This window comes from Streptomyces sp. NPDC002870 (assembly GCF_042888505.1).
Lineage (GTDB): Bacteria > Actinomycetota > Actinomycetes > Streptomycetales > Streptomycetaceae > Streptomyces.
The window spans coordinates 131106-156662 of the sequence record NZ_JBIAPW010000012.1 but is presented as its reverse complement, the minus strand read 5'-3'; the positions used below and the strand labels follow the sequence as shown (position 1 = coordinate 156662).

General features: G+C 70.2%; 26 protein-coding genes and 2 pseudogenes. 14 read left to right on the top strand and 14 right to left on the bottom strand.

Going from position 1 to position 25557, the window contains the following annotated elements; translation table 11 throughout:
• Positions 1–37: 37 nt before the first annotated feature.
• Positions 38–367 carry a DUF2530 domain-containing protein gene (locus ACFYWY_RS17680; RefSeq protein ID WP_389186762.1) on the bottom strand — a complete coding sequence of 110 codons (330 nt, stop codon included), beginning with the start codon at positions 365–367 and terminating at the stop codon, positions 38–40.
• Positions 368–534: 167 nt separating this feature from the next.
• Here ACFYWY_RS17680 and ACFYWY_RS17675 point away from each other — a divergent pair, with 167 nt between their 5' ends.
• Positions 535–1989, top strand: coding sequence for an NCS2 family permease (locus ACFYWY_RS17675; protein ID WP_389186759.1), 1455 nt, complete (start codon positions 535–537; stop codon positions 1987–1989).
• Positions 1990–2006: 17 nt separating this feature from the next.
• Here the strand turns inward: ACFYWY_RS17675 and ACFYWY_RS17670 are convergent, their stop codons facing one another.
• Positions 2007–2189, bottom strand: a complete 183-nt coding sequence (locus tag ACFYWY_RS17670; RefSeq protein WP_389186756.1) for a ribbon-helix-helix protein, CopG family — start codon at positions 2187–2189, stop codon at positions 2007–2009.
• Between the two features lie 163 nt (positions 2190–2352).
• Between ACFYWY_RS17670 and ACFYWY_RS17665 the strand changes: the two genes are divergently transcribed.
• From ACFYWY_RS17665 to thpR, 3 genes are all read left to right on the top strand, one after another.
• Positions 2353–2796: a MarR family winged helix-turn-helix transcriptional regulator gene (locus ACFYWY_RS17665; RefSeq protein WP_389186753.1), complete on the top strand. Its 444-nt coding sequence runs from the start codon at positions 2353–2355 to the stop codon at positions 2794–2796.
• 29 nt (positions 2797–2825) lie between these two features.
• Entirely contained in the window at positions 2826–4142 is a 1317-nt protein-coding gene (locus tag ACFYWY_RS17660) for an MFS transporter (protein WP_389186749.1), read from the top strand.
• A gap of 151 nt (positions 4143–4293) precedes the next feature.
• Positions 4294–4863 carry an RNA 2',3'-cyclic phosphodiesterase gene (gene thpR / locus ACFYWY_RS17655; RefSeq protein WP_389186745.1) on the top strand — a complete coding sequence of 190 codons (570 nt, stop codon included), beginning with the start codon at positions 4294–4296 and terminating at the stop codon, positions 4861–4863.
• A 144-nt stretch (positions 4864–5007) separates the two neighbouring features.
• Here thpR and ACFYWY_RS17650 read toward each other — a convergent pair whose 3' ends face one another.
• The 3 genes from ACFYWY_RS17650 to ACFYWY_RS17640 form a co-directional block, all read right to left on the bottom strand.
• Positions 5008–5997: an aldo/keto reductase gene (locus ACFYWY_RS17650; RefSeq protein WP_389186742.1), complete on the bottom strand. Its 990-nt coding sequence runs from the start codon at positions 5995–5997 to the stop codon at positions 5008–5010.
• Between the two features lie 49 nt (positions 5998–6046).
• The gene (locus ACFYWY_RS17645; RefSeq protein WP_389186739.1) at positions 6047–6625 is read right to left on the bottom strand and encodes a Uma2 family endonuclease; all 579 of its coding nucleotides are present in this window, start codon (positions 6623–6625) and stop codon (positions 6047–6049) included.
• Between the two features lie 92 nt (positions 6626–6717).
• A complete protein-coding gene (locus ACFYWY_RS17640) occupies positions 6718–7233 on the bottom strand; it encodes a MarR family winged helix-turn-helix transcriptional regulator (protein WP_389186736.1) in 516 nt (171 codons plus the stop codon).
• A gap of 24 nt (positions 7234–7257) precedes the next feature.
• Here ACFYWY_RS17640 and ACFYWY_RS17635 point away from each other — a divergent pair, with 24 nt between their 5' ends.
• Both ACFYWY_RS17635 and ACFYWY_RS17630 read left to right on the top strand, forming a co-directional pair.
• Positions 7258–7770 carry a carboxymuconolactone decarboxylase family protein gene (locus tag ACFYWY_RS17635; protein WP_389186733.1) on the top strand — a complete coding sequence of 171 codons (513 nt, stop codon included), beginning with the start codon at positions 7258–7260 and terminating at the stop codon, positions 7768–7770.
• 236 nt (positions 7771–8006) lie between these two features.
• Positions 8007–8474, top strand: coding sequence for a hypothetical protein (locus tag ACFYWY_RS17630; RefSeq protein WP_389186730.1), 468 nt, complete (start codon positions 8007–8009; stop codon positions 8472–8474).
• Positions 8475–8586: 112 nt separating this feature from the next.
• On the opposite strand, the gene ACFYWY_RS17625 is transcribed toward ACFYWY_RS17630, so the two are convergent.
• Positions 8587–9222, bottom strand: a complete 636-nt coding sequence (locus tag ACFYWY_RS17625) for a hypothetical protein (RefSeq protein ID WP_389186727.1) — start codon at positions 9220–9222, stop codon at positions 8587–8589.
• 162 nt (positions 9223–9384) lie between these two features.
• Here ACFYWY_RS17625 and ACFYWY_RS17620 point away from each other — a divergent pair, with 162 nt between their 5' ends.
• Both ACFYWY_RS17620 and ACFYWY_RS17615 read left to right on the top strand, forming a co-directional pair.
• Positions 9385–9804, top strand: a complete 420-nt coding sequence (locus ACFYWY_RS17620) for a winged helix-turn-helix transcriptional regulator (RefSeq protein ID WP_389186723.1) — start codon at positions 9385–9387, stop codon at positions 9802–9804.
• Positions 9805–10059: 255 nt separating this feature from the next.
• Positions 10060–10890 carry a hypothetical protein gene (locus tag ACFYWY_RS17615; protein WP_389186720.1) on the top strand — a complete coding sequence of 277 codons (831 nt, stop codon included), beginning with the start codon at positions 10060–10062 and terminating at the stop codon, positions 10888–10890.
• A 2-nt stretch (positions 10891–10892) separates the two neighbouring features.
• On the opposite strand, the gene ACFYWY_RS17610 is transcribed toward ACFYWY_RS17615, so the two are convergent.
• The gene (locus ACFYWY_RS17610; protein WP_389186717.1) at positions 10893–11585 is read right to left on the bottom strand and encodes a GDSL-type esterase/lipase family protein; all 693 of its coding nucleotides are present in this window, start codon (positions 11583–11585) and stop codon (positions 10893–10895) included.
• Between the two features lie 124 nt (positions 11586–11709).
• Between ACFYWY_RS17610 and ACFYWY_RS17605 the strand changes: the two genes are divergently transcribed.
• Positions 11710–12678 carry a WD40 repeat domain-containing protein gene (locus ACFYWY_RS17605; protein WP_389186713.1) on the top strand — a complete coding sequence of 323 codons (969 nt, stop codon included), beginning with the start codon at positions 11710–11712 and terminating at the stop codon, positions 12676–12678.
• Between the two features lie 128 nt (positions 12679–12806).
• On the opposite strand, the gene serC is transcribed toward ACFYWY_RS17605, so the two are convergent.
• Together serC and ACFYWY_RS17595 are read right to left on the bottom strand one after the other, a co-directional pair.
• Positions 12807–13925 carry a phosphoserine transaminase gene (gene serC, locus ACFYWY_RS17600; protein WP_389186710.1) on the bottom strand — a complete coding sequence of 373 codons (1119 nt, stop codon included), beginning with the start codon at positions 13923–13925 and terminating at the stop codon, positions 12807–12809.
• A gap of 82 nt (positions 13926–14007) precedes the next feature.
• Positions 14008–14679 (bottom strand): ATP/GTP-binding protein, encoded by a 672-nt coding sequence (locus ACFYWY_RS17595; protein WP_389186707.1) that lies wholly within the window; start codon positions 14677–14679, stop codon positions 14008–14010.
• A gap of 218 nt (positions 14680–14897) precedes the next feature.
• Here ACFYWY_RS17595 and ACFYWY_RS17590 point away from each other — a divergent pair, with 218 nt between their 5' ends.
• A complete protein-coding gene (locus ACFYWY_RS17590) occupies positions 14898–17762 on the top strand; it encodes an FAD-binding and (Fe-S)-binding domain-containing protein (protein WP_389186704.1) in 2865 nt (954 codons plus the stop codon).
• Here ACFYWY_RS17590 and ACFYWY_RS17585 read toward each other — a convergent pair.
• The 5 genes and pseudogenes from ACFYWY_RS17585 to ACFYWY_RS17565 all read right to left on the bottom strand — a co-directional run bounded on the left by ACFYWY_RS17585 (position 17749) and on the right by ACFYWY_RS17565 (position 20315).
• A complete protein-coding gene (locus tag ACFYWY_RS17585) occupies positions 17749–18183 on the bottom strand; it encodes a pyridoxamine 5'-phosphate oxidase family protein (protein WP_389186701.1) in 435 nt (144 codons plus the stop codon). The two genes, ACFYWY_RS17590 and ACFYWY_RS17585, sit on opposite strands and share 14 nt — an antisense overlap.
• A pseudogene (locus tag ACFYWY_RS17580) lies at positions 18180–18674 on the bottom strand (hypothetical protein). The gene ACFYWY_RS17585 and the pseudogene ACFYWY_RS17580 overlap by 4 nt, the downstream one beginning before the upstream one ends.
• Positions 18675–18737: 63 nt before the next feature.
• Positions 18738–18839: pseudogene (locus ACFYWY_RS17575) on the bottom strand (helix-turn-helix domain-containing protein); the annotation flags it as partial.
• Positions 18836–19360 carry a DUF6879 family protein gene (locus tag ACFYWY_RS17570; protein ID WP_389186698.1) on the bottom strand — a complete coding sequence of 175 codons (525 nt, stop codon included), beginning with the start codon at positions 19358–19360 and terminating at the stop codon, positions 18836–18838. The pseudogene ACFYWY_RS17575 and the gene ACFYWY_RS17570, both read right to left, overlap by 4 nt.
• 97 nt (positions 19361–19457) lie before the next feature.
• Positions 19458–20315: a LysR family transcriptional regulator gene (locus ACFYWY_RS17565; RefSeq protein ID WP_389186695.1), complete on the bottom strand. Its 858-nt coding sequence runs from the start codon at positions 20313–20315 to the stop codon at positions 19458–19460.
• 100 nt (positions 20316–20415) lie between these two features.
• Here ACFYWY_RS17565 and ACFYWY_RS17560 point away from each other — a divergent pair, with 100 nt between their 5' ends.
• The 4 genes from ACFYWY_RS17560 (at position 20416) to ACFYWY_RS17545 (ending at position 25550) form a co-directional block, all read left to right on the top strand.
• Entirely contained in the window at positions 20416–21363 is a 948-nt protein-coding gene (locus ACFYWY_RS17560; RefSeq protein ID WP_389186692.1) for a DMT family transporter, read from the top strand.
• Between the two features lie 94 nt (positions 21364–21457).
• Complete coding sequence (locus tag ACFYWY_RS17555; RefSeq protein WP_389186689.1) at positions 21458–22249, top strand: TIGR03084 family metal-binding protein; 792 nt, start codon at positions 21458–21460, stop codon at positions 22247–22249.
• The gene (locus tag ACFYWY_RS17550) at positions 22249–23955 is read left to right on the top strand and encodes an acyclic terpene utilization AtuA family protein (RefSeq protein WP_389186686.1); all 1707 of its coding nucleotides are present in this window, start codon (positions 22249–22251) and stop codon (positions 23953–23955) included. The genes ACFYWY_RS17555 and ACFYWY_RS17550 overlap by 1 nt, the downstream gene beginning before the upstream one ends.
• Positions 23952–25550 carry an acyl-CoA carboxylase subunit beta gene (locus tag ACFYWY_RS17545; RefSeq protein ID WP_389186683.1) on the top strand — a complete coding sequence of 533 codons (1599 nt, stop codon included), beginning with the start codon at positions 23952–23954 and terminating at the stop codon, positions 25548–25550. The genes ACFYWY_RS17550 and ACFYWY_RS17545 overlap by 4 nt, the downstream gene beginning before the upstream one ends.
• Positions 25551–25557: the final 7 nt, after the last annotated feature.

Below are 25557 nucleotides of genomic sequence, written 5' to 3'. Positions count from 1 at the left end.
CGCGAATGGTCCTCCGGCACTACAAGCGCCTCAAGGGTCACTTGCCTTCGTCGGTTGCGGCGGCCGCACCGCCGTCCGCCGCCTCGGCCGTGTCCGCCGCCTCCGCCGCCTCGGCCGCCTCTGCGGAGTGCGAGCGCTTGATCGCCGCCTCGCGGCCCCGTACGTACCAGATGCCGATCAGCCCCAGACCGGCGCCGGCCAGGCATGTCCACACCCACCACATGAGGTCGCGGTCTTCGAACCAGCTGTAGAAGGGGATCTGTACGAGGAAGAGGACGAACCAGAGGATCGTGCCGCCGATGATGGTGGCGACGACGGGCCCCTCCAGGGGCTCGGGTGCCTCGTGCTTGGGGGTCCACTTCGCCATGCGCACAGTGTAGGCGGCACCCGACCAGCCGTTCGGGCGCCGGTCGTTCCGTGGGTCTACGCGCGGAGATAGCACTCTCCGGCTGATGTGTTCATACTGAAACGGTTTGCCGTTGGCCTGATTTATTCGTGCAAACGTCCAAGCCCCCCGTACGACTGAGGTTCCGCATGCCCCTCACGGCCACCGTCCCGGTCGGCGCCCCGCGGCCGCCGGCTTCGGGTCAGCAGCCGCAGAACCAGCTGGACCGCTTCTTCAAGATCTCGGAGCGCGGCTCCACGGTCGCCCGCGAGGTACGCGGCGGATTCGCCACCTTCTTCGCGATGGCCTACATCATCGTGCTGAACCCGATCATCCTCGGCAGCGCGAAGGACATGTACGGCCACCAGCTCGACGGCGGCCAGCTGGTGACCGCCACCGTGCTCACCGCGGCCTTCTCCACGCTGCTCATGGGTGTCATCGGCAACGTCCCGATCGCTCTCGCGGCCGGCCTCGGCGTGAACACCGTCGTCGCCCTCCAGCTCGCGCCCCGGATGTCCTGGCCGGATGCGATGGGCATGGTCGTACTCGCCGGATTCGTCGTGATGCTGCTGGTCGCCACCGGTCTGCGCGAGCGCGTGATGAACGCCGTGCCGCGCAGCCTGCGCAAGGGCATCGCGATCGGCATCGGCCTCTTCATCATGCTGATCGGCCTGGTGGACTCGGGCTTCGTCTCCCGTATCCCGGACGTCGCCAAGACCACCGTCCCGATCCAGCTGGGCGCGGGCGGCCACCTGGACGGCTGGCCGGTTCTCGTCTTCGCCCTCGGCGCCCTGCTCACGCTCGCGCTGATCATCCGTAAGGTGCCGGGCGCGATCCTCATCTCGATCGTCGTGATGACGATCGTCGCGATGGTCGTCGACGCGGTGGCGACGGTCCCGTCCTGGGGCCTGACCACGCCGAAGTGGCCCGGCAATCCGGTCGCGTCCCCGGACTTCGGACTGGTGGGCGAGGTCAGCCTGTTCGGCGGCTTCGAGAAGGTCGGCTATCTGACGGGCGTGTTGTTCGTCTTCACCGTGCTGCTGTCCTGCTTCTTCGACGCGATGGGCACGATCCTCGGCGTCGGCGACGAGGCCAAGCTGATCGACAAGGACGGCGACTTCCCCGGCATCAACAAGGTGCTGTTCGTCGACGGCATCGCGGTCGCCTCGGGCGGCGCGACCTCGTCGTCCGCCACGACATGCTTCGTGGAGTCCACGGCGGGCGTCGGCGAGGGGGCACGTACCGGCCTCGCGTCCGTCGTCACGGGTGGGCTGTTCTCCGTGGCGCTGTTCCTCACGCCGCTCGCCACGATGGTCCCGTCCCAGGCGGCGACGCCCGCGCTGCTGGCGGTCGGCTTCCTGATCCTGGCGGGGTCGGTCCGGGACATCGACTGGAGTGACTTCACCGTCGCCGTCCCGGCGTTCCTGGCGATGGTGATGATGCCGTTCACGTACTCCATCACCAACGGCATCGGCATCGGCTTCATCGCCTTCAGCGTGCTGCGGCCGGCGGTCGGGAGGGGCCGCGAGGTGCCCGTCGCCATGTACGTGGTCTCTGCGGTGTTCGTCTTCTACTACGCAATGCCGGCGCTGGGCCTGACGTAAGGCGCACGCAGGGCGCTTCACGTACGCCCGTAGAACTCCTCTGTCTCGTCGACCGCCGCCTTGAAGCGTTCGTCGAAGTCATCGCGGACGAGCGTCCGGACCACGTAGTCCTGGACGCTCATTCCGCGTCTGGCGGCATGGTGCCTGAGACGGTCGAGCAGCTCACCGTCTATCCGGAGGCTGAGCACTGTCGATCCCATGTCAGCCAGGGTCGCCGTATCTCGGTGGCCGGTGCGTCACTTTCCGGATCTGTCTCACTCGTATAGGTGACGCAGCTATCCCCTGCGTGTCTGCTGCGCAGCTCCTGACCGCCTGCGGATACCGGCTGGTCTTTAGGCAGGGTAATGAGTTATGCTAACAAACATGCCTGCCCTGTCCCCTGGCAGCGACGCCGACGTCGCCGCCGTGAACGCTCTCCGCTCGGCCGTGATGCGGCTGAGCCGACGCCTGAAGCATCAGCGCGTCGACGAATCGCTGAGCCCCACCGAGATGTCGGTGCTCGGCACCCTCGCCCTCTGCGGCTCCGCCACCCCCGGCGAGCTGGCCCGCAAGGAGCATGTCCAGCCGCCGTCCATGACCCGGATAGTGGCCTTGCTCGAGGCGAAGGGACTGGTCCGGCTCGAGCCGCACCCCGATGACCGCCGGCAGAAGGTGGTCAGCCAGACCGAGCGGGCGGAAGCCATGCTCGAGGAGAGCCGCCGCAAGCGGAACGCCTGGCTGGCCTCGCTCGCAGAGGGTCTGGACGAGGACGAATGGGCGACGCTGCGTGCGGCCGCCCCCGTGCTGGAGAAGCTCGCACACCTGTAACCACAGCACCTTTGAGGAGGCGAACCCTTTTGAGTCCGGGACCCGGAGCAGACTCCGCACCCGCACCCGCCCCTACGAGAATGTTCAGCTCGCTGAAGATCCGTAACTACCGGCTCTTCGCCACCGGGCAAGTCGTCTCCAACACCGGCACCTGGATGCAGCGCATCGCCCAGGACTGGCTGGTACTGACGCTGACCGGATCCGCGTCCGCCGTCGGCATCACCATCGCGCTGCAGTTCCTGCCCATGCTTCTGTTCGGCCTGTACGGCGGGGTGCTCGCGGACCGCATGCCCAAGCGGCCGCTGCTGCTGGCCACTCAGGTCGCGATGGGCCTCACCGGCCTGGCGCTCGCCGTGCTCACGCTCAGTGGCCATGTCCAGGTGTGGCACGTCTACCTCACGGCCTTCCTGCTCGGCCTCGTCACCGTCGTCGACAATCCGGCGCGTCAGTCGTTCGTCGCCGAGATGGTCGGTCCTGAGCAGCTGGCCAACGCGGTCAGCCTCAACTCCGCGAACTTCCAGTCCGCGCGGCTGGTCGGTCCGGCCGTCGCCGGTGTGCTGATCACGGCCGTGGGCAGCGGCTATGCCTTCCTGCTGAACGGTCTGTCCTTCCTCGCGCCCATCGCGGGCCTGCTGCTGATGCGCAACAGCGAGCTGTACAAGGTCCAGCGCGCACCGCGCTCCAAGGGGCAGCTGCGGGAAGGGCTGAAGTACGTCGCGGGCCGCCCCGAGCTGATCTGGCCGATCGTCCTCGTCGGCTTCATCGGCACCTTCGGCTTCAACTTCCCGATCTGGCTCTCGGCCTTCGTGGACGACGTCTACCACTCGGGCGCGAGTACGTACGGCCTGCTCAACACGCTGATGGCGGCCGGCTCCCTGGCGGGCGCCCTGCTCGCCGCCCGGCGCGGCACCTCGCGACTGCGGGTGCTGGTGGGCGCGGCGATGCTGTTCGGCGGTCTGGAGATCGTGACCGCGTTCGCGCCGCAGTTCTGGATCTTCGCGGTGCTGATGGTGCCGATCGGGATGTTCGGCCTGACGGTCAACGTCACGGCCAACTCCAGCATTCAGATGGCGACGGAACCGGCCATGCGAGGCCGCGTGATGAGCCTGTTCATGATGGTCTTCGTGGGCGGTACGCCGGTGGGCGCGCCCCTCGTCGGCTGGATCACCGACACCTACGGACCGCGGATCGGCTTCGCGGCGGGTGGCGCGGTGGCCCTGGTCGCAGCGATCGGAGTCGGCGTGATGCTCGCCCGTGTGGGCGGGCTGCGCCTGAAAATAGATCTGCGGCGGGGACACAGACATGTGGAGTTCGTCCCGAGGGAGGAGCTGGCGACGGCGGCGTGAGCGGGCCGCGCGGCCGCGGGTGCGCCGGTTTTCGCGGCTCGGGCCTCGCGGTCGGTACGGCTCGGGCCTCGCGGTCGGTACGGCTCGGGCTCGTCCGTAGGAGACCGGCCGGCCCGTACCGTACCGCCCCCGTTTGGGTCAGACTCGGATCATGAGACTCTTCGCTGCCGTACTGCCGCCGGCCCCGGCCGTAGGTGAACTCGCCGTCGCCGTCGAGCGGTTGAGGGCCCTCCCTGGCGCGGACGGACTGCGCTGGACCGGCCGGGACGGCTGGCACTTCACGCTCGCCTTCATGGGCGAGGTGGACGACGGCCTGCTCCCCGAGCTGCACGAGCGGCTCGGGCGGGCCGCCCACAGGACCGCGCCCTTCCCACTGCGCCTCCACCGCGGCGGACGGTTCGGCCGACGGGCCCTGTGGGCGGGCGTGGCGGGCGGCCTGGAGGAGATGCGCATGCTCGCCGAACGCGCGGACGCCGCGGCCCGGCGGGCCGGGGTCAGCATGGCGGAGCACCGCCGCTACCACCCGCACCTCACGATCGCCCGCAGCCGCGACGACGCGGATCTGCGCCCGTACGTCGAGGCGCTCGACACCTTCGAGGGCGCGCCCTGGGAGGTGGCCGAGCTCGCGCTCGTACGCAGCAACCTGCCGGTGAGCGGGGTAGAGGGCGAGCAGCCGCGGTATGAGACGGTCGGGTCCTGGCCACTCGAACGGGCGAGTTAACCTCGTTGCGTGAACCCCAAGACCAGAAACCAGATCATGGCAGGCGTGCTCGTGCTGATCTTCGCGATCGTCGCCGTGGCGGCCGTGGTCGGTCGGTGACGTAACGCCGACCCCACCACGGCCGCGCCCCAGGCTTGTCAGGCCCTACCAGGCGAAGGCCTCGGGGGACGGCCCCGGCCCCGGGAAGATCTCGTCCAGCGCGGACAGCACCTCGTCGCTCAGCTTCAGCTCGACGGCGCGCAGCGCGGAGGCGAGCTGGTCCGCCGTACGCGGCCCGACGATGGGCCCGGTGACCCCGGGCCGGGTGAGCAGCCAGGCCAGCGCGGTCTCGCCCGGCTCCAGGCCGTGCTTCTCGAGCAGATCCTCGTACGCCTGGATCTGCGCACGGGTCTCGGCGTCGGCGAGGGCTTCCGCGGCCCGCCCGGAGGCGCGCCGTCCGCCCGCGGTCTCCTTCTTGATGACTCCGCCGAGCAGCCCGCCCTGCAGCGGCGACCACGGGATCACGCCGAGGCCGTACTCCTGCGCTGCTGGGATGACCTCCATCTCGGCACGGCGCTCGGCGAGGTTGTACAGGCACTGCTCGCTGACCAGGCCGTACGAGCCGAGGCGGCGGGCGGTCTCATTGGTCTGCGCGATCTTCCAGCCGGCGAAGTTGCTGGAGCCCGCATAAAGGATCTTGCCCTGCTGGATGAGGACGTCGATCGCCTGCCAGATCTCCTCGACGGGCGTGTCCCGGTCGATGTGGTGGAACTGGTAGAGGTCGATGTAGTCGGTCCGCAGCCGCTTGAGGCTGGCGTCGACGGCGCGGCGGATGTTCAGTGCGGACAGCTTGTCGTGGTTGGGCCAGGCCTCGCCCTCGGCGCCCATGTTGGCGTAGAGCTTGGTGGCGAGGACGACCTTGTCGCGTCGCTCGCCGCCCTTGGCGAACCAGCTGCCGATGATCTCCTCGGTGCGGCCCTTGTTCTCGCCCCAGCCGTAGACATTGGCGGTGTCGAAGAAGTTGATCCCCGCGCCGAGCGCGGCGTCCATGATGGTGTGGCTGTCGGCCTCTTCGGTGAGAGGCCCGAAGTTCATCGTCCCGAGGACGAGTCGGCTGACCTTGAGTCCGGTGCGTCCGAGCTGCGTGTACTTCATGAGATCAAGCCAACGCCTTCGAGCGCGCTCGAGGCAAGGGCGGACGGGGTCAGTCGCGGGGGAATTCGCCGGTGGTGAGGGTGAGGCCGACGGGGGTGCAGGTGAGGTCGATGTCCGTGCCGAAGGCGACGGTCGTCTCACTCGCGTACTCATCGCCCTTGGGCTGGGTGTAGAGGTGGCACCTGCCTTGGTAGGGGTCGGCGATCAGATAGACGGGGACCTGGGCGGTGGCATACGCGGCCAGCTTCGGCCCGTAGTCGTTGGCACCGGTGCTCTTGGAGATGACCTCCGCCACGAACCGGACATCCTCGTATCGCCAGTTGCCCGAGTCGGTCTTGACGGCACCCTCGGCCAACAACGTCACGTCCGTCGCGAACCCGTTGAGGTTGCCGGGGTAGTCGATGCGGACGTCGGACTTCAGGCGCTTCCTCGGGTACTTGGACCGCAGCTGTTCGATAATGTCCAGGATGATCTCCCAGTGAGTATCCCGTTGCGGCGACATGTAGATGGCCCCCTCGACGATCTCGGCCTTGTAGCCCTCGGGGACTGACATCTGCTCGAACATCTCGTCCAAGATCTGCTCGTTGATGTTGTCGGCCATCGTGATCCTGTCGTCAAGAACGCTCACTGTGGCACTCCTCCCCACTGCTGCGTGGCTGCATGCAGTCGCCGCGTACAACGATACGCACGGTGACAGTGACACGCCGTGGCGAGAACTGGTCACGCGCCGCCGAACCAGCCCGCGGCGTCGAGTCGGAAGGCGCCGGCAGGGACGACCGTACGCAGGGACTCCTCGATCTCGCGTACGCGCCCCGCGCCGAGCGCGTCCGCCCACTCCGCGCGCAGTTCGTCGAAGATCGCGGCCGAGCGGGCGAGGACGTCCACTCCGCGCGCGGTCAGCCGGATCAGCTTCCGGCGCGCGTCGGCCGGGTCGTCGGCGCGCTCGGCGTAGCCCAGGGCGACGAGGCGGTCGACCGTCTTGCCGGCGGCCTGTTTGGAGACCCCGAGCCGCCGCCCGATCTCGCTGGCCGTCACGCCGTGCGCGCCGATCGCCTGCATGGCGAAGCCGTGCGCGGGCCGTACGTCCGGGTGGCCCTGCGCGGCCAGCTCGGAGTGGAGCCGGTCGATCAGGGAGCGGAACCCGGCGAAGAGCAGCAGGGGCAGCTCGTAACCCGGTGCGGCGGCTGGGGTGTTGCGCACTTCGACAACCTGGTTTACCTTTTTGTCGTCAACCACGTTGTCGATTATAGGAGCTGCCGCATGTTCGCTGAACACACCCTGGACTCGGCGCCCGCCGCTTCGCGCCGCGTCATGGAGTCGACGGTGAAGCGCCTGGGGCACTTGCCGCCGGCCGTCGCCAGACTCGCCTCCTCACCCCACCTGCTGGACGGTTTCCTGAAGCTCAGCGCGATGTTCGAGCAGACGACTCTGGACCCGGTCGCCCGCGAGGTGGTCGTCATGACGGTCGCGGCCCGGAACGAGTGCCATGTGTGCGTGGCGATGCACACCGGCAAGCTGCGCGCGCTGGGCGCGGAGGAAGGGCTGATCGCCGCGCTGTGCGAACAGAAGCCGCCGGCCGACGAACGCCTCGAAGCGGTACGGCAGTTCACGCTGGAGGTGCTGCGTACGGCAGGAGGCGTGGGTGACGAGGAGCTGGGGGCGTTTCTGGCGCACGGCTACACCGAGCAGAACGCGCTGGAGGTGGTCATGGGCATCGGGACGTACACGATGTCGACGCTGGCGAACCGGCTTACACGCGCTCCGCTTCGGTAGCGGCCGAATTTGGTCGGTGCAGGCCAAAATTCATGGCGAACGTCCTTGCCTTCTCAGGACGCCCGTGCCCCAATGCAACTGTCACTGACTGCCCATCAGACACAGAGCGGTCGGCGCCGGAATCGAGCCCCTGGGCGATCCCCAGCACCCCCACCCCATGGATCCCGCGAGTCCGCGAGCCGCGCAGTGGCAGTCGGCGACGCCAGCCCGCAAACCCCCACATGAAGGCGGCACCCATGAGGCACGGCAGACTCGGAATCGGCGCATTACTGGGCATCGGCGTGATGGCGGCAGGTTCGCTCGCCATGGCGCCCACCGCGAACGCGGTGGCGCCGCAGACGGCCACCATCTCCTTCGACTGCGGTTCCTTCGGCTCGGGGACGGCGACGCTCACGGCCACTCAGGACGGCACGGCCGCGACCATCAGCGTGTCCACTTCGGCCATCAAGTCCCCCATCAACATCTCGGCGAACTCGGTCAAGTCGACCCTCGCCCTGACCAACAACGGCACCGGCACGTCGACGTTCACCGGCAATGCCAACCCGGCGATCCCCGCCGGGGGCGATGTGTCCACCGGCCCCCTCAGCGGGACGGTCGCCGCGGGCGACAGCCTGGAGGCGAAGTCACTGACGGTCGTGGTCTTCGGCATCACCGCGACCTGCAACGCCACGTCCGCGCAGACTCCCGGCCCGTTCGTGTTCTGACGGCCGGACGAGCGACCCGGGGCGGCGTCACGCGCGCGCGTGGCGCCGCCCTGGACGGGTGGCCCCCAAGAGGCGAGGACCACAGATGCGCGCGGTATCCCGCGTAAGGTCGTCAGGGCCCGGTCGGCGCCTGGCGCGAGCTGCCGCCGCCGGTCTTCGCAGTGTCGGTGATCAGGTCCAGGACCGACCGTGGCGGGGCTTCCAGCAGTGCCGTCAGATCGCCTTCCCGCTGCTCCAGCAGTCCGGCGTTGACGTTGGAGAACGCTGAGATTGTGTGGGTCACCTGATACGGCTCGAGGCCGCCGGCGGTCAGCACGGCCCGTACATCGGCCAGCGATGCCGCCTCGTACCGGACCGGGCGGCCCAAGGCCCCGGCCAGCGCCCCCGCGATGTCCTCCCCGCCGACGGCGCTCACGCCTTCCAGCTCATAGGTGCGCCCTGCGTGCCGACTGCGGCCCCCGGCGCGGAGGTCGGCGTCTGTCCCGACGGCGATCCGTGCGGCGATGTCGGCAAGGTCTTCCCGGGCGACGACCGACATCCGGCCGGTGCCCATCGGTGCGGCGAACACGCCGCTTTCTGCGGCCGACTCCGCGGAGGCGAGCGCAAGCCCTGCCGGTATCTCCGCGTACAGCCCGTTGCGCAGGATCGTGACGTCGAGCGGGGCGTCGGCGAGTCGGGCCTCGGTCCAGCGGTGCGGCAGCGCGATGGTGAGTCGATCACCCGAACCGGCCAGGCTGGTGTAGATCACGTGCTTGATCCCGGCTGCCGCCGCCGCACGGATCACTGCGCAGACCGCCGAGCGCGCCGGATGCACCGGTGACGAGAATCACGAGATACCCCTACTGTGGTTCTGTTCGGTAACCAGCCCCAGCATCGCGACCAGTGGCCACGCCCGTAAGGAGGCACTCTCATGTCGGTCGGGCACAATGCCGTAACCGCCCAGGTCAGCGGCATCGCGGCCGTCGGCCCCTGTGACGGCGACGACTGCGGCATCCGCGATGTTCTCGACCGGATCGGCGACAAGTGGTCGGTGCTGGTCATCGCCGAACTTGCGAAGGGCGTGCACCGTTTCCGCGAGCTGCAGCGCGCGATCCCAGGGATCTCCCAGCGGATGCTGACCCTGACCACCCGCCGGCTCTGCCGCGACGGGCTGGTCGAGCGGACCGCGTACGCGACGATCCCGCCGCAGGTGGATTACCGGCTGACCGCGACGGGCCAGAGCCTGGCCGGGGCTGTGCTCGGACTCGCCGACTGGGCTCGCGAACACAAGGACGTGATCGCAGCGTCACGGCAGCAGTGGGACGCCGAACACTCCGACGACCGCGGCTGAAGACGCGTCCCCCGACGACCGCGGCCGAAGACGCGTCCGGGCGGTCCGGGCGGAGTGCATCCCGGGTGCTGAGGTTGCTCCAACACCCCTTCGTCGTACAAGTGTTGCAGTATCCGGGGACCGTAACGGCGTCGTCGCGGGTCGAGGACTTGCCTTCCCCCGGCCCGCTCACCTCGCGCATGGTGATCGCACAGCCGCTCACCACGGGGCCCGGGGCATCCGCCGCCGTCCCCATCCATGCAAAGGGGACACACCATGGCTTCCACCCTCCGCGCCAAGTCCTTTCTCGTCGCCGCCGCGTTCCTCGCGGGTACCACGCTGCTGACGGCCTGCCAGGGCGACACCGAGGGCGCAGACTCCTCGTCGAAGACCGGCGCCGCCGCGGCGGCGGGCGACTCGCAGAAGGGCGGCGCCTCCGCAGCGCCGGTGGGGGCGGCGGCGAAGTCCAAGGGGGTCAGCGGGACCTTCGCCGGCGGGACGGTGGAGTATCTGGCGCCGGGCAAGCACATCGTCAATGCCAACGGCAAGGAGCAGCAGTTCTGGGTCGCCGAGGACACCAAGGTCTACGGCGCGGGCACCATCTGCGGCAAGCTCAACCCTGCCGCCGACACCCCCTGCACGGTCGACGATCTGGAGAAGGCCCTCAAGAGCGGGTCGATCGCCGCGGACGTGGTCATGAAGGACGGCATCGCCAGCAAGGTCACCGAGCGCCCGGCACCGGACGAGGGCCCCGCGGTCGACGACAGCGGGAGCGGCTCCGGCGCCGGCGCCCCGGAGTCGGCAATCGACGGCATCAACAAGGGCAAGGGCGTCAACGGCACCTGGTTCGGCAACGTGAAGTACCTGGCGCCGGGCAAGTTCACCGTCTCGGACATGAAGGGGACCGAGCAGCAGTTCTTCGTCGCCGAGGGCACCGAGATCTGGGGCTACGGCGGCATCTGCGGCGACGAGAACGGCGGTGAGGGCGGCCAGGCCGGCATCGAGTGCACCGAGGAAGAGCTGAAGGCGGCCACCAAGGGCACCGGCGTGTCCGCCGAGGTCGTCATCGTCAACGGCATCGCCACCACCATCCGCGACGACCACTGACCTCACACGCGGCTGACGGGCGTGTACGGTCCGCCCAAGCCCCAGCCCTGGTGCATCGCCCCCGCGAACGCCGCCGCCAGCTTGTGTTCACCCGACGGGCCCGGGTGCGTCCCGTCGTATGTGTCCCTGTCGATGGCGTACGACTCCGGGCGCGACGCCAGCAGCAGAGGCGAGGACGGCTCGTCCAAATCCGCGACCGACTTGGCCAGCAGTTCGTTGAAGCGGTCGCACTCCGCCGCGAAGGGGGCGTCCGAGCGGGCCCGGATGTTCGGGATGACGGGCAGCAGGACGAAGCGCACACGCGGGTTGGCGGCACGGGCCTCTGCGATGAAATGCCGGGCGTTCAGGGCGGTTTGGGCGCTGTCCGTGTAGAAGCCGAGGTCTATCAGGCCGAGCGAGACCAGCAGTGTGTCGGCCTGCTCCGCGGCGACCGTCTCCCGGACGACCGGCGCCATGTGCAGCCAGCCCTCTCCCCAGCCCGCGAGGTGCCTGCGGGCGTCGGCGGGGAAAGCGGGGTCCGCGTACGAGGTGCCGACGGGGGCGTCGGCGACGGTGTCGTACAGCTCGGTGCGCGGGCCGACGATCTCGTACGGGCCGTCGAAGGACGTGGCCAGGTGCTGCCACATGCGGTAGCGCCAGGTGTAGTCGCCAGCGCGTCCGATGGTCATGGAGTCGCCGACGAACATGAAACGCATGGGCGCAATCATGGCCGATCATGCCGTGCACCTGCGATGTGAGGCTGGACACGGGCGGTGCCGACGCAAGGGGCGGCCGGGACGTCGGCGTTGCCGGCTGATCGCGTCGTGGCAGGCTGGGGCCATGCGCTCGCTTCCGTACGTCACCGGGGCCGCCGCCGCTGCCGCCGTGGTGGTGCTCGCCGCCGCCCCCGTCGCCGCCGACGACTCCGGGTTCACGATCCAGGACTCGCGGATAACGGAGTCCAGCGGGCTCGCCGCCAGCCGGGTGCACCCGGGGATCTACTGGACGCACAACGACCAGGACGAGCCGCGGGTCTTCGCCGTCGACTCCAAGACCGGCGAGACGGTCGCGACGATCACCCTGAGCGGGGTCGGGAAGCCCAGGGACATGGAGGCCATCTCGGTCGGGACGGACGGGAACGTCTACGTCGGGGACATCGGCGACAACCTCAACGGCAGCTGGGACCACGTCTGGATCTACCGTTTCACGGAGCCGAAGACGCTCAAGGACATGACCGTCCGCGCGAAGCAGTACACCGTGAAGTACGCGGACGGCGCGCGGAACGCCGAGGCGATGATGGTCCATCCCAAGACCGGCCGCGTCTACATCGCGTCGAAGAACGAGGACGGTGGCGGGCTGTACGAAGGGCCCGAGACCCTGAGCCCCACCCGGACCAATGTCTTCCGGCGGATGGGGGAGGTGCCGTGGGTGACGGACGGCGCCTTCTCGCCGGACGGGAAGGAGCTGGTGCTGCGCTCGTACTTCAGCGCGCGCGGGTACGAGTGGAAGAACCGCGGGCTCGGGGCCGACCACCGGGTGTCGGCGCCGATTCAGGGCCAGGCCGAGTCCGTGACGTACACCGCTGACGGCAAGGCGCTGATGTTCGGGTCGGAGGGGGAGCAGAGTGAGGTGAAGCGGGTCCCGCTCGGCAAGGAATCCGTCTCGGAGGGGGGAAGCAAGTCACCGTCCGAGAACGGGAGTCCGGCCGCAGAGGACAGCGACAGGAGCAGCTTCATGTATGGGCTCATCGTCCTGGCCGGCGCCACCGCGCTCGTCTTCGGGGTGAAGCGGCTGCTGCGCCGCGACTGAGCCGACCTCGCGAACCCGACGCACCCGGACACCGGCCGAGCACTCCCGTACGCGAATGAGGGGCCCGGCGGCGTGATGCCGCCGGGCCCCTCACTCGTAGACGTTGACGCAGACGTGACCCGCAAGCCTCAGAGCTTCTCGATCACGTAGTCGACGCACGCCGTCAGAGCCTGCACGTCCGCCGGGTCGATCGCCGGGAACATCGCCACCCGCAGCTGGTTCCGCCCCAGCTTGCGGTACGGCTCCGTGTCGACGATGCCGTTCGCGCGCAGCACCTTCGCCACCGCCGCCGCGTCGATCTCGTCCGCGAAGTCGATCGTGCCGATGACCTGCGAGCGCTTCGCCGGGTCCACCACGAACGGCGTCGCGTACTTCGACGCCTCGGCCCATCCGTACAGGTTCCGCGACGACGTCGCCGTGCGGCGGACCGACCAGTCCAGACCGCCCTGGGTGTTCAGCCAGGTCAGCTGCTCGTTCAGGAGGAAGAGCGTGGCCAGCGCCGGGGTGTTGTACGTCTGGTTCTTGCGGGAGTTGTCGATCGCCGTCGGCAGCGAGAAGAACTCCGGTACGTGGCGGCCCGAGCCGTGGACACGCGCGGCGCGCTCCAGCGCGGCCGGCGAGAAGACGCCGATCCACAGGCCGCCGTCCGAGGCGAAGGACTTCTGCGGGGCGAAGTAGTAGACGTCCGTCTCTGCGATGTCGACCGGCAGCCCGCCCGCGCCCGACGTGGCGTCGACCAGGACCAGCGCGCCCTCGTCCGCGCCCGCGACCCGCTTGATGGGGGCCGCGACGCCGGTGGAGGTCTCGTTGTGGGTGAAGGCGTAGACGTCGATGCCCGCCTCCGCCTCGGGGTCCGGGTGTGTGCCCGGGTCGGAGGCGATGACCGTCGGCTCGGCCAGCCATGGCGCGAGCTTCGACGCCTTCGCGAACTTGGAAGAGAACTCGCCGAAGGACAGGTGCTGGGACTTGTTCTCGATCAGGCCGTGTGTCGCGATGTCCCAGAAGGCGGTGGAGCCGCCGTTGCCCAGGATCACTTCGTAGCCCTCGGGGAGCTGGAAGAGGTCGCGTACGCCGTCGCGCACCGCGCCGACCAGGTTCTTGACCGGGGCCTGGCGGTGGGACGTGCCGAGGAGGGATGTGCCGGTCGCGGCCAGGGCGTCCAGCGCCTCCGTACGCACCTTGGAGGGGCCCGCGCCGAAACGGCCGTCGGCGGGCTTGATGTCAGCGGGAATCTGGATCTCAGCCACGTTCCGGAGCGTATCGGGTCGAGGGACGCGGCGGAGATGCGGTCCGGCCGATGAGACGGGCTCCCTGGTCCTGACCTGCGCGTCAGTCGCCCTTGCGGTCCTGACCGCGGTCACCCTTGTGGTCCTGACCGCGGTCGTCCTTAGGGTCTGCCTCGCCCAACGACAGCGCGTGCAGATACTCCACGAGCGCGATCAGCACGAACTTGCTGGAGGAGTGATCGCGGGCGTCGAACTCCACCAGCGGCACCTCCGGGCCCAGTGCCAGCGCCTCGCGTATCTGCTCCTCGCTCCGCAGCGGGCCGCCGAAGTCGTTGACGGCGATGATGAAGGGCATGCCGTGGTGTTCCAGGCGGTCCAGTGCGTACCAGGCGTCGGGCAGCGAGCGGGTGTCGACGAGGACGACCGCGCCGAGCGTGCCGTCGAAGAGGCGGTCCCACAGGAACCAGAAACGTTCCTGGCCGGGCGCGCCGAAGAGGTACAGGACGCTGCGCTCGTCGATCGTGATCCGGCCGAAGTCCAGGGCGACGGTGCTGGAGCCCTTGGCGCGTACCCGACAGGTGTCGTCCAGCGTGCGGCCCGCGCGGCTCACCCCCTCCTCCGTGTGCAGCGGGCGGATCTCGCTGGCGGAGCGGACCATCGTCGTCTTGCCGACTCCGAAGCCGCCCACGACGGCGATCTTCAGGGCATCGACGGTCGTCCCGGGGAGCGCGGGGTGGGGCTGCGCCGGGGGGACCGCCCGCGTGACGCGGGTCATTGGTTCTGCGCGGTGCCGGTCATCGAGTGTTGCCTTCCGGGGTGGCGAGGGCGTAACTGGAGCCGTTTGTTCCTGATCAAGTGGTCGTCACTATAGGAGAGTTGACGAGCGCAATTGCGGAATTCCTGTGGGCATTTCCGCGGGCGCCGCGGCGCAATGGGCGCGAGCGGCACGTTTCCTGCCGGTGTGATGTGAGTGACAGGGGCATCCTGAGACACATGGCTGAACAGCGACAGGCGGGGCGAGGCGGGGCGAGCCGGCGCGAGACCGGCGAGCTGGCGCGGGAGCTATCGAAGGCGGTGCGCGGTGAGGTGGACTTCACCACGGCCACCCGGGCCCTGATGACCATGGACGCGTCCAACTACCGGCGCGTACCGGTCGGCGTCGTGACGCCGCGCGACGCGGAGGACGTGGCCGCCGCCCTGCAGGTGTGCAGGCGGCACGGCGTGCCGGTGGTGCCGCGCGGCGGCGGTACGTCGATCGCCGGGCAGGCCACCGGCATCGGCGTGGTGCTGGACTTCACCCGCCATATGAACGAGGTGCTGGAGCTGGACACGGCCGCCCGTACGGCGGTGGTGCAGCCCGGCGTCGTACTGGACACGCTGCGCGATGCGGTACGGCCCGACGGGCTGACGTTCGGGCCGGATCCGTCCACGCACAACCGGTGCACCCTCGGCGGGATGATCGGCAACAACTCCTGCGGCGCGCACTCGGTGGCCTGGGGAACGACCGCCGACAACGTCCGTGGCCTGTCCGTCGTGACGTACGGCGGGGACGAACTCCGCCTCGGCCAGGGCTGGGAGGGCGGTGCCCCCACCGGCCTGCGGGAACTCGTCGGACGAAACCTGGCGCTGCTGCGGACGGGGTTTCCGGACGGGCTGCCACGCCGAATCTCCGGATACGCGCTGGATGCCCTGCTGCCCGAGAGGGGCGTCGATCTGGCGCGGGCGTTCTGCGGCAGTGAGGGCACGCTGGGGGTGGTGACGGAGGCGGCCCTGCGCCTGGTCGACGCGCCGCGTGCGCGGGCGCTCGCCGTCCTCGGATACCCCGACGAGAGCGCGGCGGCCGACGCTGCGCCCGGGCTGCTGGCGCACCGGCCGCTGACCGTCGAGGGCATGGCCGAGGACCTGGTGCCCCACGCGCACGGGCTGCCGCGCGGCGGGGCCTGGCTGTTCGTGGAGATGGGCGGCGACACGGCGGCACAGGCGCGGGCCGCCGCGGCCGGGATCGTGCGGGCGGCGGACGCGCTGGACGGCACGGTGGTGGACGACCCGGCGGGCATGCGGGCGCTGTGGCGGGTACGGGAGGACGCGGCGGGGACGGCGACGCGGACCGCCGAGGGCGGCGAGGCCTGGCCGGGGTGGGAGGACTGCGCGGTGCCGCCGGCCCGGCTGGGGGCGTATCTGCGGGACTTCCGGGCGCTGCTCGCCGAGCACGGCCTGAGCGGCACGCCGTACGGACACTTCGGCGACGGCTGCATTCACGTCCGTATCGATTTCGACCTGATGAGCGCGGAGGGCGTGGCCCGCTTCCGGACCTTCTCCGTCGACGTCGCGGAACTCGTCGTCGCGCACGGCGGCTCGCTGTCGGGCGAGCACGGCGACGGGCAGGCGCGCGCGGAGCTGCTGCCGAAGATGTACGGCGACGAACTGGTCGCCCTCTTCGGCCGGTTCAAGGACGTGTGGGACCCGGCCGGCGGCATGAACCCGGGGATACTCGCCCGCCCCGACCGGCTCGACTCCAATCTCCGCTTCTCCGTCCTGCCGAAGAAGCCGGTGGAGGTGGCGTATGGCTATCCGGACGACGGCGGGGACTTCGCGGGGGCGGTACGCAGGTGTGTCGGCGTCGCCAAATGCCGTACCACCGACGCGGGTTCGGGCGGCGGTGTCATGTGCCCTTCCTTCCGGGCGACGGGCGAGGAGCAGCACTCCACGCGCGGGCGGGCCCGGCTGCTGCACGAGATGCTGGCGGGCGAGGTCGTACGCGACGGCTGGCGCTCGACGGAGGTGCGCGACGCCCTCGACCTGTGCCTCTCCTGCAAGGGGTGCCGCAGCGACTGCCCGGTGGGCGTCGACATGGCCACGTACAAGGCGGAGTTCCTGCACCACCACTACGCGGGCCGGGTTCGGCCCGCGTCTCACTACACGATGGGCCGTCTGCCCCTCTGGCTGCGGGCGGCCGCTCCCTTTGCCCGCGTGGTCAACGCGGTGGCGCGGGTGCGCCCGCTGGCGGCGCTCGCGAAGCGGTTGGGCCAAATCGCCCCGGAGCGTTCACTTCCCACGCTCGCGCCGGTGACCTTCCGGCGCTGGCTGCGGGAGCACATGGGTGACCGGACGGAGATCCTGGCGAAGAACCGCACGGCGGTGCTGTGGCCGGACACCTTCACCGACCACCTGTCGCCGTCCGTCGGCCGGGCGGCGGTGAAGGTGATGGAGGCGGCGGGCATCGGCATCGTGCTGCCACCGGCCCGGGTCTGCTGTGGCCTGACGTACGTCTCCACGGGCCAGCTCGACCGCGCGCGTGCCGTCATGCGCCGGACGCTGGACACGGTGGAGCCGCTGCTGGAACTGGGCGTGCCGGTGGTCGTCCTGGAGCCGAGCTGTGCGGCGGCGCTCAAGACGGACCTGCCGGAACTGCTGGCCGACGACCTCCGGGCGGCCCGCTTGGCGGCATCGGTCCGGACCTTCGCCCAGGCGCTGGAGGAGTGCGCCCCGGACTGGTCCCCGCCGCGCCTGGACCGGGCGGTGGCCGGCCAGACGCACTGCCACCAGCATGCGGTGCTCGGGGACGCGGCGGAGCGCCGCTTGCGTGAACGGGCCGGGCTGGTGGGGGAGTTGAGCGGGGGCTGCTGCGGCCTGGCGGGGAACTTCGGCTTCGAGAAGGGCCACTACGCCGTGTCGGTGGCGTGCGCGGAGGACCAGCTGCTGCCGGCGGTGCGGGCGGCCGGGGAGGGGGCGGAGCTGCTGGCGGACGGGTTCTCGTGCCGTACGCAGCTGGAGCAGCTGGAGGGGAGGCGGGCGAGACATCTCGCGGAGGTGCTGGCGGAGGGCCTTGCGGAGGGTTGGGAAGTCACCCGATCGTGAGCTCGTCGACGGTGAGCTCTTCGACCAGCGGCGGGTCCTGGGTGAAGTCGCTGTAGCGCACCCAGGTCGGCCGGACCCGCACGTGCGTGATGCCCGGCCAGGCGAGACGGTCCCGGCCGTCCGGGTACGCGGTGAAGTAGCACGCCTGAATACGCTCGAGCTCGGAGCCGGTGGGGAAGTCCGCGACACCCTCGATCTGCGCGGTGATCGCGTCGTCCCAGCCGATCACGAGCGCGATGCGGGGGTCGGTGTGCAGGTTGAGGCACTTGCGCGTCGTCTCGACGGTGTCGAACACGATCTCGAGCTCGTCGCTGACCGCGTATCCGACGACCGCGGCCTGGGGTCCTCCGTCCGACGCCACGGACGCCTGGACGGCGAGCTTGTACCTGCGAAGGAACCACATCAGCTCGTCGCGCTTCATGAGCCCTCTCTACCACGGGCGGGACGGCGCAGCGGGCAGCCCGGATCGGGCGCGGTGCGGGTTGGTGAGCACGTCACGAGCGCGAGGGAGAGGAACGCGGGGCGTTCGAGGTAGAAGCCGAGGGATACGTCGCCGCCCCAGCGGAGTGTCCCGGCGGTGGAGTTGACCAGCGCGGCCAGGCGGGCGCTGTCCCGGTCCGAGTCGGAGCCGAAGCGGGGCGCGTACTCGACCAGTCGCTCGCCGAGCCAGCCCGCGGCTTCCTCCGGCTCCTCCCATGTTCCCAGGACCAGGCTTCTGGGCTTCATGAGCCAGTGAGGGATTTCGAGGGGCGGCAGATCGGAGACGGGGACTCCACGACGACGTCGCGGTACCGCTGGATCAGCTCGGGTCTGCTGCCGGCCGGGGGGCGGTTCGGGGTGTGGGGGACGACGCAGGCCTTCCTGGTCGAACCGCTGTTTCTGGCCGGTCCACAGATAGCCGTGGTGGTGCACCCTGCGCCCCGTTCCGTGTGGTTGGAGGCCTCGGCCCCCAGGGGGCAGGTCAATCTTGGACAGCTTGGACGGAGACATGAGTGCGCTGCGGGCCACCGCTTTGGCCTCCTTCCCGGATGCCTCTCGCAGTGCCCGCAGTGCGGCTCCAAGCTGCGTTCTGTTCACTTGCCGTGCTTGGCCCACCAGTCGGTGAACGGCTCTGAATGAGCCAGCGCCACCTCCCGATATTCGGCGAACTCGCTTGCTCGCCCGGCATCGAGGACTTCTGCGCCGAGGAACGCCCCGGTCTCGTCATACTCCAAAACGGCTGTATCCGTCGAATCGAAGAGCCAGAAGTCGGGAACGCTCTCAAGAGGATTCGGCTGCTCAGTCGTGTCCAGGATGAAGAACTCCTCGCCCCCGCTCATGTTCTTCTGGTAGCCCCAGCCGAGTTCAAAGCGAAGGTAGGGGGTCAGCGGGCGGCACAGGACATGCACGCGATACACGCGCTTTCCCCTGCTCACGTGCGATTGCAGCTCGGCGACCCAGTCCGCGTTGTAGCCCTCAGGCTGCGACTCGGCCGCCATGAATGACTGGAAGGCGTCAATGTTTCCGGACTTGCTGTAGTCGTCCAGGGTCTCCAGTCGGAAGGCTTCCCGCTCGAAGGTATCGAACAGCTCCGCGAACGTCCTAGATGAGCTGCTCACGAATCGCCCTCCGAATAAGCTCCATCGGGATTTCCACGAGAGTCTCACGGGCAGGAATGCGCAGTCCGTGGTCGGCGGGCGTCTCCCCTTGCACCAGCTACTGCGGAGCCGCCACCTCCCGGGCCAACGCCGCCAGTTGAGGGATCGCCGGATGCGGCGCCGTCTCGCGCCACGCCAGCAGTACCGGCGCCGGTGGCGCGTCCGACAGCGGGAGGTACGCGACCCCCGGGTGCGGGTGCATCTCCGCTGTGGAGGCCACCGACGCCCCCGCCCCCCGGCCCGCCGCGATCGCCGTCAGCCAGTCGTCCGTGTTCGCGACCGTGAGCACCCTCGTGGGGCGGGACTCCAGGGGCCAGAGGTCCAGCGTCGTCAGGCCCGAGACCGGGTTCAGGATCACCGGTCCCGCCGCCAGGTCCGCGAGTGCCAGAGAAGCACGCGCCGCCAGGGGGCCGTCCGACGTCACCGCCGCCACCCGGGGTTCCGTGAAGAGGAGTTCGGTCACCAGTCCGGGGGTGTCCACCGGGCCGCGCAGGACCGCCGCGTCGACCTCGCCGCGGGCGAGGCCCGCCGTGCGGTCGTCGATGCGGAGGAGTTCCAGCGGGGTGTCCGGGTGCTCCTGGTGCCAGCGGCGCAGCAGTGGGGTGGTGTACGGGCCGAAAGCGGACCAGGCGTGGCCGAGCCGCAGTGGCCCGCGGCGCAGCCGGTCCACGTCCAGGGCGTCGTCGAAGGCGGCGACCGCTGCCGCCGCCTTGTCGCGGAAGACCAGGCCCTCCGCGGTGAGGGCGAGATGATGGGTGGAGCGGTCCACGAGCCGGGTGCCGAGGTGCTTTTCCAGCGCGGCCAGCGACCGGGAGACCGCGGGCTGAGTGATGTGCAGCCGGGCCGCCGCCCTGGTCACGCTGGACTCTTCCGCGATGGCCAGGAAGCAGCGGAGATGGCGTAGCTCGATGCTCATGCACGTGGAGCATAACGGCAGCCCAATAAGCATTTCACGCAGCGCGCGAAGACCCGTAGCGTGGAGGGCGTCGGCCGAAAGGCATCGAGGGAGGTTTCCGGTGGACGAGTCTCGCCGCACCGTCGTCCCCAACGAGCCGGAAGCCGCCGCGGCCTTGGAGGGTGCTGTCGCCCTGGAGGGTGCCGCCCGTGCGCCGGGCTCCCGGCGCACCGTCGGGCCCGTCGCGCTCGTCGTCGCCGGTGCGCTCTCCGTCCAGTTCGGCGCGGCCATCGCCGTACTGCTTATGCCGCGGGCCGGAGCCCTCGGCGTCGTCACCCTCCGGCTCGTCCTCGCCGCGCTCGTCCTGCTCGTCGTCTGCCGGCCGCGGCTCCGCGGGCATTCGCGCGCCGACTGGGGCACCGTGGTCGCCTTCGGTGCCGCCATGGCCGCCATGAACGTCCTCTTCTACCAGGCGGTCGACCGCATCCCGCTCGGCGCGGCGGTCACCTTCGAGGTCCTCGGACCGCTCGCGCTCTCGGTGATCGTCTCGCGGCGGCTGGTCAACCTCGTCTGGGCGGGCCTGGCCCTTGTCGGCGTGGTCCTGCTCAGCGGCGGCGGCTTCGACCGGCTCGACCCCGTGGGCGCGCTCTTCGCGCTGTCCGCGGGCGCGATGTGGGCCGCGTACATCGTCTTCAGCGCCCGCACCGGCCGGCGGTTCCCGCAGGCCGATGGACTCGCGCTGGCCATGGCGGTGGGAGCCGTGCTGAGCCTGCCGCTCGGGATCGCCGAGGCCGGATCGAAGCTGATCGTGCCGTCCACGCTCGGGCTCGGCCTCGCCGTCGCGGTGATGTCGTCCGTCCTCCCGTACACCCTGGAGCTGCTCGCGCTGCGCCGGCTGGCCGCCCCGACCTTCGCGGTGCTGATGAGCCTGGAGCCGGCGATCGCGGCGACGGCCGGGTTCTTCCTACTGCATCAAGCCCTTTCCGCGCTGGACGCGTTGGCGATCGCGCTGGTCATAGCGGCGAGCATGGGTGCGGTACGGACCCAGGTGGCCAGAAAGGCTCTCTGAAAGGCGAAAGACCCAAAGCAAGCATGCTTGCTTGTTTTGGTGGGCGCTGCCATGCTCCGGGACACACAACGTCGTGTCCTTAAGGGAGCGCACCGTGTCCGACCCGGCAGCCGTACTCGACGACCTGCGCAGCGAAAGTGATGAACTCGACCGGTTGGTCGGGGAGTTGGACGACGAGGGGTGGTCGCGGGCGACCCCCGCGCCCGGCTGGACCATCGCCCACCAGATCGCCCACCTCGCCTGGACGGACACCGCTGCCCTGCTCGCGGTCACCGATCCCGGGGCTTTCTCCGCCGAGGTCGAGAAGGCCGTCGCCGCGCCCGACTCCTTCGTCGACGAGGGCGCGGAGGCCGGTGCCGCACTGCCCCCCGCCGCGCTGCTGGCCCACTGGCGCGACGGCCGCGAGCGGCTTCAGCAGGCCCTGATGGAGGCCCCCTCCGGCGTCAAGTTCCCCTGGTACGGGCCGCCGATGAGCGCCACCTCGATGGCGACGGCGCGGCTGATGGAGACCTGGGCACACGGTCAGGACATCGCGGACGCGCTCGGAGCCGTACGCGAACCGACCGCGCGTCTGCGGCACGTCGCGTACATCGGGGTGCGGGCACGCAACTTCGCCTATCAGGTCCACGGGCTGACGCCGCCCGCCGAGCCGTTCCGGGTGGAGCTCACCGGACCGGGCGGGGAGCTGTGGACGTACGGCCCCGAGGACTCCGAGCAGCGCGTGACCGGACCCGCCCTCGACTTCTGTCTGCTGGTGACACAGCGCGCGCACCGCGACGACCTGGCGGTACGGGCCGAGGGCGCCGACGCCGACCGGTGGCTGGACATCGCGCAGGCTTTCGCGGGACCGGCGGGCGCCGGCCGCGCGCCGAAGGGGGACCGCTGATGACCGGGCCACTGCGTATCGGCAACGCCTCCGGCTTCTACGGCGACCGCTTCGACGCGGTCAGGGACGTGCTCACCGGCGGGCCGCTGGACGTACTGACCGGGGACTATCTGGCCGAACTCACCATGCTCATCCTCGGCCGCGACCGGCTGAAGGACCCTCGCCTCGGCTACGCCAAGACCTTCCTGCGGCAGCTGGAGGAGAGCCTCGGGCTCGCCCACGAGCGAGGCGTGAAGATCGTCACCAACGCGGGCGGGCTCAACCCGGCGGGCCTCGCCGACGCCGTGCGGGAGCTTGCGGACCGCGTCGGCGTACCCGTCGAGGTCGCCCACGTCGAGGGCGACGACCTCGCCGCCCGCTTCCCTGACGCCCTCACCGCCAACGCCTACCTCGGCGGCGCCGGCATCGCCGAGTGCCTGCGCGCCGGCGCCGATGTGGTCGTCACCGGCCGGGTCACCGACGCGGCCCTGGTCACCGGGCCCGCGGCCGCGCACTTCGGATGGGGCCCCGAGGACTACGACGCGCTCGCGGGCGCGGTCGTCGCCGGACACGTGCTGGAGTGCGGCACGCAGGCCACCGGCGGCAACTACGCGTTCTTCAGCGGGCACGACGTACGCCGACCCGGCTTCCCCATCGCCGAGATCCACGCCGACGGGACCTCCGTCATCACCAAGCACGACGGCACCGGCGGTCTGGTCGACGTCGGCACGGTCACCGCGCAGCTGCTGTACGAGACCGGGGGCGCGCGGTACGCGGGACCCGACGTCACCGCGCGCCTGGACACCGTACGGCTGGCGCAGGACGGTCACGACCGGGTGCGGATCTCCGGCATACGCGGCGAAGCCCCGCCGCCCACCCTGAAAGTCGGCCTCAACCGGATCGGCGGCTGGCGCAACGAAGTCGTGTTCGTGCTGACAGGACTCGACATCGAGGCCAAGGCGCGCCTGGTGCGGGACCAGTTGGAGGACGCTCTCGGCAAGCACCGTCCGGCCGACGTGCGGTGGGAACTGGCACGCACCGAGCGGCCCGACGGCGACACAGAGGAGCGGGCGAGCGCGTATCTGCGCCTCGTCGTGCGCGACAGCGACCCGGACAGGGTCGGGCGTGCGGTGAGCGGCGCGGCGATCGAGCTGGCGCTCGGCAGCTATCCGGGCTTCCATGTGACGGCCCCGCCGGGGAAGGGCGCGCCGTACGGGGTCTTCGAGGCCGAGTACGTCGACGCGGCAGAGGTTCCGCATACGGCCGTACTGCCCGACGGGCGGCAGTTCGCGGTGCCGACTCCCGTACGTACGAAGGAGGTCGAACCGGCCGACAGCGGACCCCGGCTGCCGGATGCGCCGCCAGTCGTCCTGCCGGATCCGCTGCCCGACGGGCCTCGTCGCGCCGCGCCGCTCGGCCTGATCGCCGGCGCCCGCAGCGGCGACAAGGGCGGCGACGCCAACGTCGGGGTGTGGGCGCGTTCCGACGACGCCTGGCGCTGGCTCGCCCACGAGCTGACCGTGGACCGCTTCCGCGCGCTGCTCCCGGAGACTGCCGGGCTGAGCGTCGTACGCCATGTCCTGCCGAATCTGCGCGCCCTGAACTTCGTCGTCGAAGGCATCCTCGGCGAAGGCGTCGCCGCGCAGGCCCGGTTCGACCCGCAGGCCAAGGCGCTCGGCGAGTGGCTCCGTTCGCGCTACGTCGACATCCCGGAGGTTCTGCTGTGACCGTGTTCGCCTCGGCCGTCGACCCCGCCGGTCCCGAATTCACCGCCCGCCGCGACGCCATGCTCGGCAGGCTCGCCGAGCTGGACGCCGAGCACGCCAAGGCGCTCGCGGGCGGCGGCGAGAAGTACGTCGCACGGCACCGGGGGCGCGGCAAGCTCCTCGCTCGCGAACGCATCGAGCTGATCCTCGATCCGGACACGCCCTTTCTGGAGCTGTCCCCGCTAGCCGCGTGGGGCAGCGAGTATCCGGTCGGCGCGTCGATGGTCACCGGAATCGGTGTGGTGGAGGGCGTCGAGTGCCTGATCACGGCAAACGACCCGACCGTGCGCGGCGGGGCGTCCAACCCCTGGACGCTGAAGAAGGCCCTGCGCGCCAACGAGATCGCGTACGCCAACCGGCTGCCCTGTATCTCTCTTGTCGAGTCAGGCGGCGCGGATCTGCCGTCCCAGAAGGAGATCTTCATCCCCGGCGGTGCGCTCTTCCGGGATCTCACCCGGCTGTCGGCGGCCGGGATTCCGACGATCGCGGTGGTCTTCGGGAACTCGACGGCGGGCGGGGCGTACGTACCCGGGATGTCCGACCACACCATCATGATCAAGGAGCGGTCGAAGGTCTTCCTCGGCGGACCGCCGCTGGTGAAGATGGCGACGGGGGAGGAGAGCGACGACGAGTCGCTCGGCGGAGCGGAGATGCACGCGCGTACGTCGGGCCTCGCCGACTACTTCGCTCTCGACGAGGCGGACGCGCTGCGGCAGGCGCGGCGGGTGGTCGCGCGCCTCAACTGGCGCAAGGCGCACGCCGATCCGTCGCCCGCCGAGCCGCCCAAGTACGACGAGGAGGAACTCCTCGGCATCGTGCCCGAGGATCTGCGTACCCCCTTCGACCCGCGCGAGGTCGTGGCGCGGATCGTCGACGGCTCGGACTTCGACGAGTTCAAGCCGCTGTACGGGACGAGCCTGGTGACCGGGTGGGCGCGGCTGCACGGCTATCCGGTGGGGGTGCTGGCCAACGCGCAGGGCGTGCTGTTCAGCGAGGAGTCCCAGAAGGCGGCGCAGTTCATCCAGCTCGCCAACCAGCGGGATGTGCCGCTGGTCTTCCTGCACAACACCACCGGCTACATGGTCGGCAAGGAGTACGAGCAGGGCGGCATCATCAAGCACGGCGCGATGATGATCAACGCGGTGTCGAACTCGAAGGTCCCGCATCTGTCGGTGCTGATGGGGGCGTCGTACGGGGCGGGGCACTACGGGATGTGCGGTCGGGCGTACGACCCGAGGTTCCTCTTCGCGTGGCCGAGCGCGAAGTCGGCGGTGATGGGCCCGCAGCAGCTGGCGGGCGTGCTCTCGATCGTCGCCCGGGCGTCGGCGGCGGCGAAGGGCCGGCCGTACGACGAGGAGGCGGACGCGGGGCTGCGCGCCATGGTCGAGCAGCAGATCGAGTCCGAATCGCTGCCGATGTTCCTGTCGGGGCGGCTGTACGACGACGGGGTCATCGACCCGCGCGACACGCGGACGGTGCTGGGTCTGTGCCTGTCCGCGATCCACACGGCACCGGTCGAGGGCGCGCGCGGCGGCTTCGGCGTCTTCCGGATGTGAGGGCTTG

What these genes read in the sequence shown, in the direction of transcription:
- ACFYWY_RS17605 (WP_389186713.1), top strand. Translation starts at nt 11,710, where the DNA reads ATGCGCTCGCTTCCGTACGTCACCGGGGCCGCCGCCGCTGCCGCCGTG.
- ACFYWY_RS17550 (WP_389186686.1), top strand. Translation starts at nt 22,249, where the DNA reads ATGACCGGGCCACTGCGTATCGGCAACGCCTCCGGCTTCTACGGCGAC.
- ACFYWY_RS17665 (WP_389186753.1), top strand. Translation starts at nt 2,353, where the DNA reads ATGCCTGCCCTGTCCCCTGGCAGCGACGCCGACGTCGCCGCCGTGAAC.
- ACFYWY_RS17675 (WP_389186759.1), top strand. Translation starts at nt 535, where the DNA reads ATGCCCCTCACGGCCACCGTCCCGGTCGGCGCCCCGCGGCCGCCGGCT.
- ACFYWY_RS17650 (WP_389186742.1), bottom strand. Translation starts at nt 5,997, where the DNA reads ATGAAGTACACGCAGCTCGGACGCACCGGACTCAAGGTCAGCCGACTC.
- ACFYWY_RS17620 (WP_389186723.1), top strand. Translation starts at nt 9,385, where the DNA reads ATGTCGGTCGGGCACAATGCCGTAACCGCCCAGGTCAGCGGCATCGCG.
- ACFYWY_RS17565 (WP_389186695.1), bottom strand. Translation starts at nt 20,315, where the DNA reads ATGAGCATCGAGCTACGCCATCTCCGCTGCTTCCTGGCCATCGCGGAA.
- ACFYWY_RS17590 (WP_389186704.1), top strand. Translation starts at nt 14,898, where the DNA reads ATGGCTGAACAGCGACAGGCGGGGCGAGGCGGGGCGAGCCGGCGCGAG.
- ACFYWY_RS17610 (WP_389186717.1), bottom strand. Translation starts at nt 11,585, where the DNA reads ATGCGTTTCATGTTCGTCGGCGACTCCATGACCATCGGACGCGCTGGC.
- ACFYWY_RS17630 (WP_389186730.1), top strand. Translation starts at nt 8,007, where the DNA reads ATGAGGCACGGCAGACTCGGAATCGGCGCATTACTGGGCATCGGCGTG.
- ACFYWY_RS17635 (WP_389186733.1), top strand. Translation starts at nt 7,258, where the DNA reads ATGTTCGCTGAACACACCCTGGACTCGGCGCCCGCCGCTTCGCGCCGC.
- ACFYWY_RS17615 (WP_389186720.1), top strand. Translation starts at nt 10,060, where the DNA reads ATGGCTTCCACCCTCCGCGCCAAGTCCTTTCTCGTCGCCGCCGCGTTC.
- ACFYWY_RS17585 (WP_389186701.1), bottom strand. Translation starts at nt 18,183, where the DNA reads ATGAAGCGCGACGAGCTGATGTGGTTCCTTCGCAGGTACAAGCTCGCC.
- ACFYWY_RS17680 (WP_389186762.1), bottom strand. Translation starts at nt 367, where the DNA reads ATGGCGAAGTGGACCCCCAAGCACGAGGCACCCGAGCCCCTGGAGGGG.
- ACFYWY_RS17670 (WP_389186756.1), bottom strand. Translation starts at nt 2,189, where the DNA reads ATGGGATCGACAGTGCTCAGCCTCCGGATAGACGGTGAGCTGCTCGAC.
- thpR (WP_389186745.1), top strand. Translation starts at nt 4,294, where the DNA reads ATGAGACTCTTCGCTGCCGTACTGCCGCCGGCCCCGGCCGTAGGTGAA.
- ACFYWY_RS17595 (WP_389186707.1), bottom strand. Translation starts at nt 14,679, where the DNA reads ATGACCCGCGTCACGCGGGCGGTCCCCCCGGCGCAGCCCCACCCCGCG.